Source organism: Xenorhabdus szentirmaii DSM 16338, assembly GCF_002632585.1.
Taxonomy (GTDB): Bacteria; Pseudomonadota; Gammaproteobacteria; order Enterobacterales; family Enterobacteriaceae; genus Xenorhabdus; species Xenorhabdus szentirmaii.
Window position 1 is genome coordinate 756,059 of the sequence record NZ_NIBV01000002.1, and the last position, 12,012, is coordinate 768,070.

Annotated in this window: 18 protein-coding genes; 2 read left to right on the plus strand and 16 right to left on the minus strand. The window is 44.8% G+C overall.

Annotated elements, in window-relative coordinates:
• Window positions 1–225 precede the first annotated feature (225 nt).
• From Xsze_RS13250 to Xsze_RS13285, 8 genes are all read right to left on the minus strand, one after another.
• A complete protein-coding gene (locus tag Xsze_RS13250) occupies window positions 226–519 on the minus strand; it encodes a hypothetical protein (protein WP_038241549.1) in 294 nt (97 codons plus the stop codon).
• A gap of 188 nt (window positions 520–707) precedes the next feature.
• A complete protein-coding gene (locus Xsze_RS13255) occupies window positions 708–1,508 on the minus strand; it encodes a phosphoadenosine phosphosulfate reductase (protein ID WP_099139138.1) in 801 nt (266 codons plus the stop codon).
• Between the two features lie 13 nt (window positions 1,509–1,521).
• Complete coding sequence (locus Xsze_RS13260; RefSeq protein ID WP_209435312.1) at window positions 1,522–1,974, minus strand: class I SAM-dependent methyltransferase; 453 nt, start codon at window positions 1,972–1,974, stop codon at window positions 1,522–1,524.
• Window positions 1,975–1,991: 17 nt separating this feature from the next.
• A complete protein-coding gene (locus Xsze_RS13265; protein ID WP_038241555.1) occupies window positions 1,992–2,285 on the minus strand; it encodes a hypothetical protein in 294 nt (97 codons plus the stop codon).
• Window positions 2,282–2,548, minus strand: coding sequence for a PDDEXK family nuclease (locus Xsze_RS13270; RefSeq protein WP_038241556.1), 267 nt, complete (start codon window positions 2,546–2,548; stop codon window positions 2,282–2,284). Before Xsze_RS13270 ends, Xsze_RS13265 begins: the two co-directional genes overlap by 4 nt.
• Complete coding sequence (locus Xsze_RS13275; protein WP_038241559.1) at window positions 2,505–2,747, minus strand: ANR family transcriptional regulator; 243 nt, start codon at window positions 2,745–2,747, stop codon at window positions 2,505–2,507. The genes Xsze_RS13270 and Xsze_RS13275 overlap by 44 nt, the downstream gene beginning before the upstream one ends.
• Window positions 2,748–2,756: 9 nt before the next feature.
• Window positions 2,757–3,026 (minus strand): hypothetical protein, encoded by a 270-nt coding sequence (locus Xsze_RS13280; RefSeq protein ID WP_038241561.1) that lies wholly within the window; start codon window positions 3,024–3,026, stop codon window positions 2,757–2,759.
• A 3-nt stretch (window positions 3,027–3,029) separates the two neighbouring features.
• Window positions 3,030–5,096, minus strand: a complete 2,067-nt coding sequence (locus Xsze_RS13285; protein WP_038241563.1) for a DNA polymerase — start codon at window positions 5,094–5,096, stop codon at window positions 3,030–3,032.
• Window positions 5,097–5,122: 26 nt separating this feature from the next.
• Between Xsze_RS13285 and Xsze_RS13290 the strand changes: the two genes are divergently transcribed.
• Window positions 5,123–5,683, plus strand: coding sequence for a hypothetical protein (locus Xsze_RS13290; RefSeq protein ID WP_038241566.1), 561 nt, complete (start codon window positions 5,123–5,125; stop codon window positions 5,681–5,683).
• A 35-nt stretch (window positions 5,684–5,718) separates the two neighbouring features.
• Here Xsze_RS13290 and Xsze_RS13295 read toward each other — a convergent pair whose 3' ends face one another.
• The 8 genes from Xsze_RS13295 to Xsze_RS13325 form a co-directional block, all read right to left on the minus strand.
• Window positions 5,719–6,345 (minus strand): Nmad5 family putative nucleotide modification protein, encoded by a 627-nt coding sequence (locus tag Xsze_RS13295; RefSeq protein ID WP_038241568.1) that lies wholly within the window; start codon window positions 6,343–6,345, stop codon window positions 5,719–5,721.
• Between the two features lie 52 nt (window positions 6,346–6,397).
• Window positions 6,398–6,955: a DUF2815 family protein gene (locus tag Xsze_RS13300; RefSeq protein WP_038241708.1), complete on the minus strand. Its 558-nt coding sequence runs from the start codon at window positions 6,953–6,955 to the stop codon at window positions 6,398–6,400.
• 19 nt (window positions 6,956–6,974) lie between these two features.
• Window positions 6,975–8,273 (minus strand): DUF2800 domain-containing protein, encoded by a 1,299-nt coding sequence (locus Xsze_RS13305; RefSeq protein ID WP_038241571.1) that lies wholly within the window; start codon window positions 8,271–8,273, stop codon window positions 6,975–6,977.
• A 2-nt stretch (window positions 8,274–8,275) separates the two neighbouring features.
• On the minus strand, window positions 8,276–9,031 hold the full coding sequence (locus tag Xsze_RS22205) for a hypothetical protein (protein ID WP_051462578.1): 756 nt from the start codon (window positions 9,029–9,031) through the stop codon (window positions 8,276–8,278).
• A gap of 17 nt (window positions 9,032–9,048) precedes the next feature.
• Complete coding sequence (locus Xsze_RS23115) at window positions 9,049–9,180, minus strand: hypothetical protein (RefSeq protein ID WP_280113415.1); 132 nt, start codon at window positions 9,178–9,180, stop codon at window positions 9,049–9,051.
• 123 nt (window positions 9,181–9,303) lie between these two features.
• The gene (locus Xsze_RS13315; protein WP_038241573.1) at window positions 9,304–9,717 is read right to left on the minus strand and encodes a hypothetical protein; all 414 of its coding nucleotides are present in this window, start codon (window positions 9,715–9,717) and stop codon (window positions 9,304–9,306) included.
• A gap of 5 nt (window positions 9,718–9,722) precedes the next feature.
• Window positions 9,723–10,115 carry a helix-turn-helix domain-containing protein gene (locus Xsze_RS13320; RefSeq protein WP_167331029.1) on the minus strand — a complete coding sequence of 131 codons (393 nt, stop codon included), beginning with the start codon at window positions 10,113–10,115 and terminating at the stop codon, window positions 9,723–9,725.
• Between the two features lie 873 nt (window positions 10,116–10,988).
• Entirely contained in the window at window positions 10,989–11,678 is a 690-nt protein-coding gene (locus Xsze_RS13325) for a helix-turn-helix domain-containing protein (RefSeq protein WP_038241711.1), read from the minus strand.
• 134 nt (window positions 11,679–11,812) lie between these two features.
• Between Xsze_RS13325 and Xsze_RS13330 the strand changes: the two genes are divergently transcribed.
• Window positions 11,813–12,007, plus strand: coding sequence for a helix-turn-helix domain-containing protein (locus tag Xsze_RS13330; RefSeq protein WP_038241576.1), 195 nt, complete (start codon window positions 11,813–11,815; stop codon window positions 12,005–12,007).
• Window positions 12,008–12,012: the final 5 nt, after the last annotated feature.

The window sequence follows — 12,012 nt, forward strand, 5'->3', positions numbered from 1 at the left end:
TCGCTTTACGTTCTTCGTGTAAATTTATCGTACATATCGGATATGAATTCCAACGCTGATAATGTAATGATTATCGGTAATATAACTCCCCAAAGCACACTAATGACCGTATTTTGGAACAGGTGCGGCTTATCGTTAGACTTAGTGTAACGTGACCATATCGCTAGGCCTATAAATACTAATATACAGCTAACGCTGTAGGCCGAAAATATGTAATTTACCGTGCTATCTGACATTACTAATTGGCTCCCGTAATTTATAAATGGAGTTTTGGGTTTTTATATATCCATCGGTTTTGTATGTTTCAGAATTAGTTACCAGAGATGTTATTATTTCGACCCCATCTCCAAATCGGTTACGGCTGTCATTAAATACTCTGCCATATGCTACGGCTTTGCCATCCCGCGCTTTAGGAAAATCCGTTAATTCTAATTCTGCGGTGTATTCAATTGGTTTATTACGTAGCGGGTTATTAATAAAGGCGGCAGATAAGGGTTGTTCTTTATAGTCATTGTTCATAAATCTTTTCCTTATTTAATTTTCTTAACGGGATATTTACAGCCAATCATTTGATGAAATACCCACGGAGCGAATCGGCCTAAACCTATTCCGCTCCATTCACTAAAATTCCAAACCTGTAACCAAATCCAACGCCATAGATAAGAACGGCGTATGCTGTTCATCTTATTTTCTCCCATTAAAGTGAGTTAACCGTCATAGCAACCACACGGCATATCATGGTCAATATCGTCTATGCCACAGCTATTCGAGTTATCTAAAAATTCGCCCCAGTTCCAGCGCCGACCTAATCCTTTTATTTGTTTCAGGTCGGCGGATTGTTCCATTGCGAGTGCTTTTTCTACCAGTTCAGGATGGTCTTGTTGAAGGCGCAGAAGCTCTGGTTTTTTGGTGTAAGGGCAGCACCAACAGGCGCTTTTACCCGGTCTGGGTAGTCCTGTCCGTTGAATGGCGTCTATGCACGCACCTCTATCCCAGCCCCAATCATACAGCGGGTACTCATACTGAAATTTCTTGGACAGAACGGCATCATTAGCCAGGCTGCGGCGGGCGTTTAGTACCCGCTGCTCTTCGTCGAAATCATAGCCAACGAGCATAATGATTTTCTCACCCCGTGCCCATGCTGCCTTACAAAGCGGGTGGTTATTCCATTCTTTTTCTTGCGGTTCGATTTTGAATTTTTGACTGCAATTTTTAAAACCATAAGCTACGGCAGGTAACATATTTCGTTCGCGGTAATAAGTATACAAATCTTTTTCTTCATATACCCAATCTGCTTTTGTTTTGCCCTGGCGAAATACTTTCTTGCAAACGGTAATTGGTGGGCCGCCATTGGCGAGTAACCAATTATTTATAACGGGGAGGTAAGCGTAGGTATGCGGTCTTTCACAACCGGTATCGGCAAAGGTAATTAAATCGGGTATTAAACCAATTTCTAATAAGCCTATTAATAATGCAACTGAATTCGTCCCCCCCCCCCCATATGACATAACTATCACGGTATTAACCTCGCTTATAAAACGCCATCCAGTGTGTATACCCGCGTTTACCCGACGGGTGCCCTATAACCGGTTTTATATCTGTTAATGCCAATATCTCACGGGTTTTAATTTGGGTTTCATTCCATTTGAAAATAAGTGTTCGTTCTGGTCTAAGAACCCTGAACGCTTCTTTAAATCCTTGGGCTAAGTCTTCGCGCCAATTGCTTTTATCCAATGCGCCGTATTTCTTTCGTTGCCAGCCATTTTGACCAGCGCGAATTAAATGCGGCGGATCAAAGACCACTAAATTAAAGGATTCATTTTCGAAGGGCAGGTTTCTAAAATCGGCGATTAAATCGGGGTTGATAGCTAATTCCCTGCCATCACATAAAATATGCTGCTTCCTGCGAATGTCGCAAAATAAAACATCAGAGTTAGACTTATCGAAATAAAACATTCTGGAGCCGCAACACATATCTAATATAGGTTTATTCACTCCCCGGCTTCCTTTTTCTGTTCCAGAGGTTGATAGCTATCCCCCTGGCCGCCCTCTACCAGAGTAAAAATTTGGGTAGGGTTATACATTAATGAACCATACTTTTTATATTCTTTATCCGCCGAAAAATTATCTCGGTATGAATATTCTGGGTAAACCGGATAATACACATCCACTCCCCCATCATTGCTAATCTCCCAAGCAATGATGGGATGATAGTAGCCGTTATGTTTATTCTTAAACCACCATCCGGCTATAGCAGGGATTATTTTTATTATTTTTTTGCTCATATTATTGCCTCCACCTTCTTACTGTCCAAAACAACGACTGTTTGCCCCAATGCCCTGAGCCGTTCGTGTTCCCGTAATTGATCAGGGCGGGGCTTTTCGCCCGGCGCTTTACATTCGACAAACACCACACGCCCATTGGGTAAAACCACAATACGGTCGGGCACGCCTCGCCGACCGGGGGACACGAATTTATAGGCAATGCCGCCTGCCTTTTTCACTTCATTGACGAGATGCTTTTCGATCACGTCTTCGCGTATTTTCATTATTTTTATCCCGTTCAAGTTGTTTTAGGCAAAAATCAGAACGATTTTCGGCCCACTCAATATTCTGGGTATTGCGGGAATGGCGAGCGGCTTTATTCCAGATTTTTGATGCCCGTAAATAATCGCCTTCGCGTTCAATGTGCGCAGCCTCACGCGCAGCCCGAAAATAGAGCGGGCTGTCTCGGTATTTAAATGACATAAAGGTGTCTCAGTTGTGTGAACAATAACAGCTTTCAGAGAAAGCTAAGGCCAGTGGCGACGGATCATCGGGATGTGAAATATGGTCGGTGTGATAGATCTTTTTCCGATAGACGACGGAATAACCGTCTTGTTTAATAAGCAGCAATTTCCCCGTGACAGTGCGACTGCTGAACCAACGCCCATTGCGGGTGGTTGTTATGGTAAAGCAACATTTTTCATCAATGGCGACGGGCTTCGGTTCGCCGTAATAGCCGCTGCATCTTTTACAACGTTTCATTATTTAATCCTTTCTGTAGTGGTATGCTTCAAACCCGCCTGCGTTCAGGGGTAAGTCCGGTGCCCAATTGGGATTTGTTGCGAGTAATGAACTTAAATGTTCAGGTGAATAATCAGCGGAATCGGGGGCTTCGCTGATTATTTCATCATGCACCGTGAGTACAATGTCATACCCTTCGTTTTCTATGCGTGGCATGTTGGCGGCTAAGACATCACGGGCAGCCGCTTGGGTGACGTTTTCGACCAGTTTCCCGCCGTAGGTTTTGAGCCGTTGCCATTTGCGACTGTAAGGGTTGGTGCCCATGTAACTGATTTGCCCATCGTTGAGCCGAGGGGAGGGGTAACACACCGCCCGGCCGGACGGTAACACTACACGGAGCCAAGCCCCATCACGACGAACGCGTAACTTACGGCAAGGAATGGTTGTACCGGGTGACGTAATGGTACGCTTAACCGTGTCTTCCAGTTCATACCAGAATGTCACGGTTTCGGCGTGGGCATGGCGCCACATGCGTTTTAATGAATCGCAGGTGATAAACACCCGTTCGCTCAGACCATAGGTGTTTTTCTGTTTGACGGATTCGGTATACCAGCGCCGGGAGTTTTGCTGTACCGAAGCCGGAATGTTGGGTAAGGCAGCCTCGGCGAGTTCGTCTAAATCAAGGGAATAGGTGAGGGCGAAGGTCACGAAAGCCGCAACGCCGCCGCCGTAGCCTAAACCCAGTTCCATGACTTTACCGATTTGCCGCTGGTCTTTCGTCACGTCATTTGGCTCAATGTTGAATGCGCGGGCATAGGCCAATTTGTAGAGGTCGGGGCCGGTGCCGTTGTCGAATTCATTAAATGCTTTGAGCTTCCAGTCTTCCCCCGCCAGCCATGCCAACATGCGCCCTTCGATATTAGACAAGTCAGAAACGACCAGCTTCTTATATTTTGGTGCGATGATAACGCCGCGAATGGCGGAACTGGTGAGTTCCATGATGTTATCGAATAGCAGGTCAGCACAATTGGCTTTCAGGGCTTCGATACCGGTGTCGATGATGCCTTGGTCTAACGTAGCCCTAGGGAGATTTTGCGGCTGGAATAGGCGTCCTGCCCAACGTCCGGTACGCGATGCACCGCAAAATTGCAACGTTCCCCGAAGTCGACCATCTGAACTAATCCCATTCATCAGTGCCTTGTATTTACTGGTGCTGGTCGTGCTGGCCTGTAACCGGATGGTCAGCAATTCCCGTAACGCAAGCGGCAAATCGGGATCGGCAATGCGTCTTTCCAATGTGCTTTTTTGCATATCGGGCAGCTCGACGCCGAACGCCGTGGTGATATGCCGTAACATCGCATCACGCTGCGTAGCCGCTTGCACATCCCCGTCGGTCAGTTTTTGCGTGCGTTTTGCCAGTTGTTTTTGTTCCTGTTCAACGGCATCAACGGCGGCCTTTGCCAGCTGGATATCCATGTACACACCGCGATCGTTAATCTGTTGGTCGCGGTGCCATAGTACCAGTTCATCTCCCTGATAGTTCCACTTGGGCAGACAGTTATGTATTTCGCGCATGGCTTCAATATCCAGTCCGGCATAGGCAACAAAGCGCTGCCATTCTTCGGGATGGGTTTTGCTGGTAGCCCGCCTGAGCGCGGAGTTTTTAGGGCGAGGCTTACAAAATAGCTGAATTAAGGCCTTGCCTTCTTTGTCCTTGGCTTTGTCCGCTGGAAGGCCCAGTACCTCACACAAGGCACCCAGTGCGCCCGGCAAGCCGTGCGCCAATGCCTGTACCATCGTGTCACGCCAGCGGGAGATGCCCAGATACAGCCTTGGCATAGTACGGCGCAAAACGGTACGGTCGAAGTGGCTGTTATGGGCGAATAGAATAACGGTAGGATCGAGTAAACTTTTATGTAACTCTTTTGGCATGGATGTACCACGGGTCACATCCCATACCTGCACAGGGTTATTGTTAACCGCCCATGCAAATAACATAATTTCGGCATGTTCGGCGTAAGCGTGAGTACCATTCTTGATCGGTATCTCGCTGTAGGTTTCGAGGTCGAGCCAGAGAATTGTTTTATTCATTTTGATTAATTAAATTTGAGGTAAGCATGAGTGATGGTGTATTGAAAATCGGAATTCCTATTATTATTTCTATATTCTCAATGATTTTTTCTGGGATGGCTTGGTGGCAATCTAAAGAGCAAACCAAGCTCCAAGAATTAAACTATGAGAAATCTACTGAACCCCATATCACAATTGTTCCTTCTAACGACTCAAAAAAAGGAGAGAATGGCTTTTACTTATTTAATGGTGGATTAAGTACGGGTTATATTGAAGATATTAAAATAAAAATAAATGATGAAGTAATTAATATGCCAGAAAGTTATTTTGATGTGGCTAATATTTTGACCGATTATTTCGGTCTATCTAATCCGATTAATTGCATTAAATATGGCATACCTAGGAAAGGAGACCCTATCATTCTTAATGAAATGATCCCGTTTTGGGTTGCATCGGGAAAAGAGTTTAATTGCACCCATGATCATCTTAAACTTTTCAATATGATGTTCTCTAAAGATACAAACCTTGATATTATATTGACGTACAAATCGGTATATGGTGTTAGTTATCAATATTCTTCTAAGTTAAATTTAAAAACACGATTATAGTTTTATAAAGCCCCGTGTGGCATCGGGGCATATGCTTAATTAGTCGGTAACCCAATTAAGGTATTTAATGCTTCGCGGCGAACGGCGGGAACAGGGGCGGCTTTATTCATTTCTTTAGGCAGCAACTCGGCAGCTTCCGGCCATTCTTCCAATAGTCGTTTTACACTGCGGACTTTTAATAACGCGGCTTCCACATTATTAGTGATATCGTTTCGTTGACTTTTTAATTCGCCATAGCGTTTTTCTAATTCATAGAATTCATTCACCAAGGGATTATCGGCTAATAGTGTGGTGTGTTCTGGCGTTATTTTGGCTATGTGTTTTCGACTGTCAGGATATTTAAAACGCCCAAGAGCACCATTAAAATATGCATAAACCCGACTGCCTGCTAAATTGAGTCTTATGCATATCTCTTCTCTGATAGGCATGGCCTTTATGCGCAATGGCTCAGGGATTTTAGTCGCCAGCTTTTTCATTTCTGACAGAATATCTTGTATGCCCTGTTCCATACTTTCACCGCCAATGGCTTCTATTCTTATTTTCTCAGCCCATTCTGCACGGTCTTGAAATAACTTATCTTCTTTCTCGAATATCCCCGCTTTAGCCAAGGCATTTTTAACAATTAACGATTTTATTTCTTTGGTTAATATTTTCTGTGTCATGGTTTTTTACCCTAAGAAAAGCCCCGTAAAATTAACGGGGCAATTAAACGTATTAAATTAATGCCTCTGCTTCAGCATCTGCCCCTTCGCTGATATCGTCAAAATCATCTACTGAGGCTACGCCGCCGCCTGCGAATGCGTCACCGTCTCGGAAGAACTGAACCCCCGAGAGTGATGCGGAGATTCCTTTACCATTATTTTCATAGGCAAAAATACTGATAGTGGCATTAACATAGCAACCGGAATACGGTTTACCATCCTGAGCCGTGAGTGGTGAACGGTCGCGGTCAATAACCAGTGGGCGTGATTTGTTACTGGCGGAAATATACATATTTCCCGCGTAACCGTCGTAATCTGGTTTATCATCACCATCACGGAAATTAAACCGCATGCTATTGCCGCGAATGCTTTTAATAATGCCCTCGGCTTTAGCACCCCATTTGTCTGTTGCCACTTTCTTAATTGCCGCTTCAATTTCGGCAGTTAAGTCTTTGCGTTCTTTTGGAATTAGGAACGTGGAGCGGAATTTAAAATCGCCTTGCCCATTCACTTGGGTTGCTTCAAATAAATCAGGGAATGCCAGACGCACGTTTTTCAAACTAATTTTCATGGTTCTACCTTTTTTATGATTAGATAAGATCAGCAATGAGCGCATCATCAGATACGTCTTCAAAGTCATTTATAGGGTTAACATCCAGTGCTGGACGGGGATCAGATTCGGGTACAACAGTCGGTTTGCCGTCAGATCGAACGATAAGAGATTCGAGTTTGCTCCATTTTTTCGGATAGTCTTTTTTAAGGACTTTTTCCGCCTGGGGAGGTGTAATTAATTTCTTGGTGTACATCTGGTCTTGCTTGAGTTTGAAGCCTTTTAGCATGACTTCGGCATCCGCTTCGACACCCCAAGACCGGTCGCCTTGCTTGCCCTCGACTAACTTAAATCCGGGGACGGTATGTCCGGCGTTGAGCTCATCGTTGACTCGAATCCGAACGGCCTTACACCAGCTTTCGATAAAATCGACCTGCGCGTATTTAGCAGCCAGGGTTTGGTGGTCATAATGCGGGATTTGCGCCTGGGCTTTTTCTATTTGTGTCTCTAACGGTAAGGTAAGATCGTCAAAGTCATCTAAGACCGTGCTCCTTACTTGTTTCGTCAGGGCATCACAGAGGGTATTGGCCTTACAAAATCGGCACTGTTTTTCTCCTGGTGTGAAGGTGTCTGGGGGCAGGGTGTCCGTACCTTCGCATTGGGCAATATTGAAAATAGTAATGACCGATGCAGCGGCGTCTTTGGCCCGTGCCCCGAATTGGCGTAAATTCTCTACATTTACAGCCCACTCTGAAATATGGTTCAGTCGGGGCTGGTGGATGAACAATCGTACCGTTTCGAAATCATAGAGCATGTCGAACTGGTCAAGGGCACCGAGGGCGTACAGCATGAGTTGCTCATTTTCCTCAGCATCAACCTTCACACCCTTACCATATTTCAGGTCGTGGATTTGTAACTCACTGCCATTGATAATGATGGCATCAGCGGTGCCGAAAGAGTTCTCGACACCAATCACCTCGGAGAAATCTACCCGCTGTTCGATTAACAGTTCTTTCCCTTGCGCCAATCCCCAGATCGTTTCAACATACTGCCCAACAGCTTCGACCATTTCTTCATTCACCTGCGGTGTGTTGGGTTTGAGCAGGATATGTTGGCCGAGGTAATCGGCCGTGTTTTGCCCCATAGTTGATGATTCAATGAGCGATTTAGGGCTTTGCCGATTGTTCAGGACAGTTTCAGCCAGAGCATGTGCCGCTGTACCTTCGATCGCGAATGGTGATGCTGTGTCGGGTTGGTTCATTTCCAATGCCAGACTACCGTGACAACGCAGCCAACGATGTGATGATGACGGGGATAGTTTTGCATGTACCTCTGGCATAACTAATCCTCCAATGTAGCTTCGGCCAAGCGAATAACCTCAGAAAGGTTGTCGAGCGGAACTTCCCCTAGCCTTTTGTTACCTCCGCATTGTTTGATAATACTGACTGCTTCTGTGCGATAACCACCTTTAGCTAATCGCAAAATAAGTTGTTCGGCTTGTGAGAATAACGTTTGTGGGTCAACTTCTGGTTCTGGTTCTGGTTCTGGTTCTGGTTCTGGTTCTGGTTCTTCGGCCTGTTTACCTTCATTAAGTAGTTCCAGCGCGAATTCTCGCCGTTCAGTAATACCGGGGATGTTGTCCCAGTTCGCCAGTATTTCCAGGCACAAATCTAAAACAGTGGCTTTTGTCAGTGCGTTGAGTTCTTGCAAACCCTGTAACGCAGCATCAAGAGCGTCTGCTTGGCCGTTACGTTCTTCGCCAACACCGTCGATAATGGCACGGGCTTTTGCCAGCTTATCGGCAGTCAGGTTATAAGCATCGTTCTTGAATAAGACGGCAAGGGCAACGACAGTTTCCAAATCAAGGGATTCAATATCGACGGGCGTGTTATCAGCTTTTTTCTTCGTGGCTGTTTTTACCTTCTTAGTCGGTTGTTCAACTTCATCAGCCAGTTCAACCAACTGCTCCGGATTAAATGTGAGTGTGGTGGTGTGGGCTGCAACGTTATTCGATAGCGCCGAAATAAGTTGCGTGATAAGGGCATTTTGTTGCTCCAGGAGTACATTATTGTGTTGTAGGGATGTTTCTAAGCTCATTTTCCTAGCCTTTCTATTTATGAATACAGGGTAATGGGGAATCGGGTGGTAGGGTTACGTTTAAGTGCTTCACATTTCCGTTGCCAGCGCAGGCGGCGAACGGCGTTGTTTATCGGATACTTATCGACGGGAATTACTTTCGGTTTCACGTATTAACTCCTCTTTATGCATATCAAAAAGCACACCCACCAAAAACTGGCGGGCGGGTGTGATAGCCCAAGGACAGGATGTGCTTTTTGATAGGGGGAGTAGGGCGTGGGAACGCCCTTTATTTAGGTGTTATTTTTGGACAGAGAAATAAGGGCTTTAGCGTGCAGTTCGGCGGCTTCGCGGGTGAGGTGGATTAGGCCAGCAGACAGCCGAGCCTTATCAACATCGCTATCAAGCCACCAAGAACGACTAACCCCATCATCATCCCAAAGAAAGCCAGTATCTACATGGAAATACTCAGCTTCCTCTTTCAACGATTCTCTCACCGGTTCAGGAACGTCGAAGCTTCCAATTTTGATGGTTCGGGGTTTTAAGCGGTATTCATGATCAAACCAAAACTCAATGGGGCCACGGCAATCTGACCATTCTTCACCGTAGTACTCCCTATATTGAAAGTGTAGCCATGGTTCATTTGTTATGTGTGCAATGGTTGCGTATAGAGTGATTAAATCGGCGTGAATATGTGGTTTAGTCATTGTTATTAGCTCTCAATAAGTTTTGAAAAACCATTGACCAAACTTTCAGCTAGGTTTTCCAGCCTGGCTGTTTGATGTGATATTCCTGATGGGTCATGGAATGCTTTTACTTCCCGCATGACTATTTCTTTGTAGGCATCAATAACTGCGGTTTTTATCTCTGAGGGTAGAGCCTTAAACTTCGATTTTGGTGTAACGTCGGTAATGTGAATACGGGGGTATGCGCCATCAATTTCGCCTAAATCGCATTCCATTAGTTCAGTTGGGGTACGCCCGAAATAATCCGCGATAGTTTTTAAAGTCGAATAAGTAGGATCTTTCGTTTCACCTGATGTTATCCGGTGTAATGTTGATTGTTGTATACCTACGCATTTGGCTAGTTTAGCGACGCTTTTCATATCGTGTATTACCGATAAATATGCTAAGTTTCTTATTAACATTTCTAATTATCCTATGTGTTAACTAATTGGCTTTGATGGTGTGGCGGTCGGCGCTGATCTCCGACTTATCAGATCTCACTCCTAGGCGATATAACCGGCATTCCTAGGCATTTTCCATGTGGCTGTACTTTGGTTATGGCCGCCTTATAGCCCCAAGCTACCCGACCGTGTACGATTTCTCGTTGGTAACTCTCCACCGCCTGATCGTAGGTAAGCACTGCACATCAGCCTGTGCGTTCTCCACACCTCAAAGCCAACTGCACTTTTAACCACACTCTCGCAGTGGTTGCGCTCATGCCCTTGAGTTACTGTCGCACTCTCGCCGCTAATAACCGGTGCAAGTTGGCTTTCTTACTGCTCTACCGGAGCTATTTGTAATTATGAACCTTAACCCGTCGCTACACAGGCTCACCACTTGGTGCCACTTGGTGACTCAGGGCAGCATCATTACTGCTGCATTAACGCATTGCGCTTGCGGTCTATTCGCTTTGTTAAAGCATAATTATTTTCCTTTTGGTTAATTGCAGCACATACCTTCCTGCCAGTGTTGCCCGTTCGCGCCCGTTGCCCACTCTCGTGCGGAGCTAACCTTCCCACCGACCGGATCGCGCCCGATGGTACGTCGCATTTCATGCGTAGGGGTCTAAACAGGAAGCTATGTGCTGTTTTGACTTTCTAAATTGTTAAAGAGCAGAATCCAGAATTGGATTTAAATTCTTTATGGGATTTATGATCCCTTTGTGGATTTAATATAAATACAAAAAAGGATAAATTGCAAGATAAAAAAAGCCGCTTTTTGCGACTTATTTTATGTGGTTGTTTTTGAAGAGATTATTTTACTAGGAGAGGTGGCTTAGCTATTCCTGCCACATAGTGCATGGTTTTGATCGTATTTTTAGGTGCACGTATAGGGGCTTGGTCTTCATTAACATTTAATAGATGGTAGTACCCATCGCGCTCAAACAGAAAGGTTTTAACTGTGGTGACACTATTTTCGGTTGTGAGTAATACTTCATCCCCAGGCGAAATTTTGTTATTAGGCTCTACGACAACAAATTCGCCTTCTTTAACCCTAGGCATTAATGATGTGTCTAAACATTTCACTGCGTACACATCTTTATCGTAGGATGGCCAACGGATATACCCTTGACGTTTATTTAAGCTAGTTTCGTCTAGTTGGTAGTTTTCTTTAACATCGGCATTAATACTTATATCATCTCGGATAGGTACGTTAGGAAACTTCTGAGTGTAGTATTCTCCGTCGGCTTCAATAATGGCTGTCGCCTCGGCATCTTGTAAATCACACTCAACTAAATCTATCACAGAAACGCCAAAGAAATCAGCCAATTGCTTTAAAGTCGCGTACTTCGGGTCACTGACTTCGCCAGCCAATGTTCGATGTAATGTTGGCTGGTTCATTTTCAGGCGCTTGGCAAGATCTTTTACACTAGATATGCCATGCGTCTGCATCAAATACTTTATATTTCGAGCCATAAAATCAAGCCCAAGCCCAGCCGCCATTTCTACACCTCGGTCAATTATTAATCGGTTATTCATAATGGTATATACTAAAGAGTTTTAGATTCCTTTCCAGTATTGAAATAAATTCCTTTTTCGTATAGCTTGCTCTATATACTAGCTGAGGAGCATTAACTATGCACGAATTTCACCCACGAGAATTAATTAAAAAAATCATAGATGCGGGTTTTAGCCAAAAACAGGTGGCTAAACAAATCGGTGTTAGTCAGGCATCGTTAAGTCGCATTATGACTGGAACCAGTCCAGACCCCAGATTATCTACTGTTCGTGCTATTGAACGTTTTTACACCGAATTTGTGGACAAAAAATAATAGGG

Coding starts and splice junctions, on each gene's coding strand:
- Xsze_RS13250 (WP_038241549.1), bottom strand. CDS start 519: ATGAACAATGACTATAAAGAACAACCCTTATCTGCCGCCTTTATTAAT.
- Xsze_RS13255 (WP_099139138.1), bottom strand. CDS start 1,508: ATGTCATATGGGGGGGGGGGGACGAATTCAGTTGCATTATTAATAGGC.
- Xsze_RS13260 (WP_209435312.1), bottom strand. CDS start 1,974: ATGTGTTGCGGCTCCAGAATGTTTTATTTCGATAAGTCTAACTCTGAT.
- Xsze_RS13265 (WP_038241555.1), bottom strand. CDS start 2,285: ATGAGCAAAAAAATAATAAAAATAATCCCTGCTATAGCCGGATGGTGG.
- Xsze_RS13270 (WP_038241556.1), bottom strand. CDS start 2,548: ATGAAAATACGCGAAGACGTGATCGAAAAGCATCTCGTCAATGAAGTG.
- Xsze_RS13275 (WP_038241559.1), bottom strand. CDS start 2,747: ATGTCATTTAAATACCGAGACAGCCCGCTCTATTTTCGGGCTGCGCGT.
- Xsze_RS13280 (WP_038241561.1), bottom strand. CDS start 3,026: ATGAAACGTTGTAAAAGATGCAGCGGCTATTACGGCGAACCGAAGCCC.
- Xsze_RS13285 (WP_038241563.1), bottom strand. CDS start 5,096: ATGAATAAAACAATTCTCTGGCTCGACCTCGAAACCTACAGCGAGATA.
- Xsze_RS13290 (WP_038241566.1), top strand. CDS start 5,123: ATGAGTGATGGTGTATTGAAAATCGGAATTCCTATTATTATTTCTATA.
- Xsze_RS13295 (WP_038241568.1), bottom strand. CDS start 6,345: ATGACACAGAAAATATTAACCAAAGAAATAAAATCGTTAATTGTTAAA.
- Xsze_RS13300 (WP_038241708.1), bottom strand. CDS start 6,955: ATGAAAATTAGTTTGAAAAACGTGCGTCTGGCATTCCCTGATTTATTT.
- Xsze_RS13305 (WP_038241571.1), bottom strand. CDS start 8,273: ATGCCAGAGGTACATGCAAAACTATCCCCGTCATCATCACATCGTTGG.
- Xsze_RS22205 (WP_051462578.1), bottom strand. CDS start 9,031: ATGAGCTTAGAAACATCCCTACAACACAATAATGTACTCCTGGAGCAA.
- Xsze_RS13315 (WP_038241573.1), bottom strand. CDS start 9,717: ATGACTAAACCACATATTCACGCCGATTTAATCACTCTATACGCAACC.
- Xsze_RS13320 (WP_167331029.1), bottom strand. CDS start 10,115: ATGAAAAGCGTCGCTAAACTAGCCAAATGCGTAGGTATACAACAATCA.
- Xsze_RS13325 (WP_038241711.1), bottom strand. CDS start 11,678: ATGGCGGCTGGGCTTGGGCTTGATTTTATGGCTCGAAATATAAAGTAT.
- Xsze_RS13330 (WP_038241576.1), top strand. CDS start 11,813: ATGCACGAATTTCACCCACGAGAATTAATTAAAAAAATCATAGATGCG.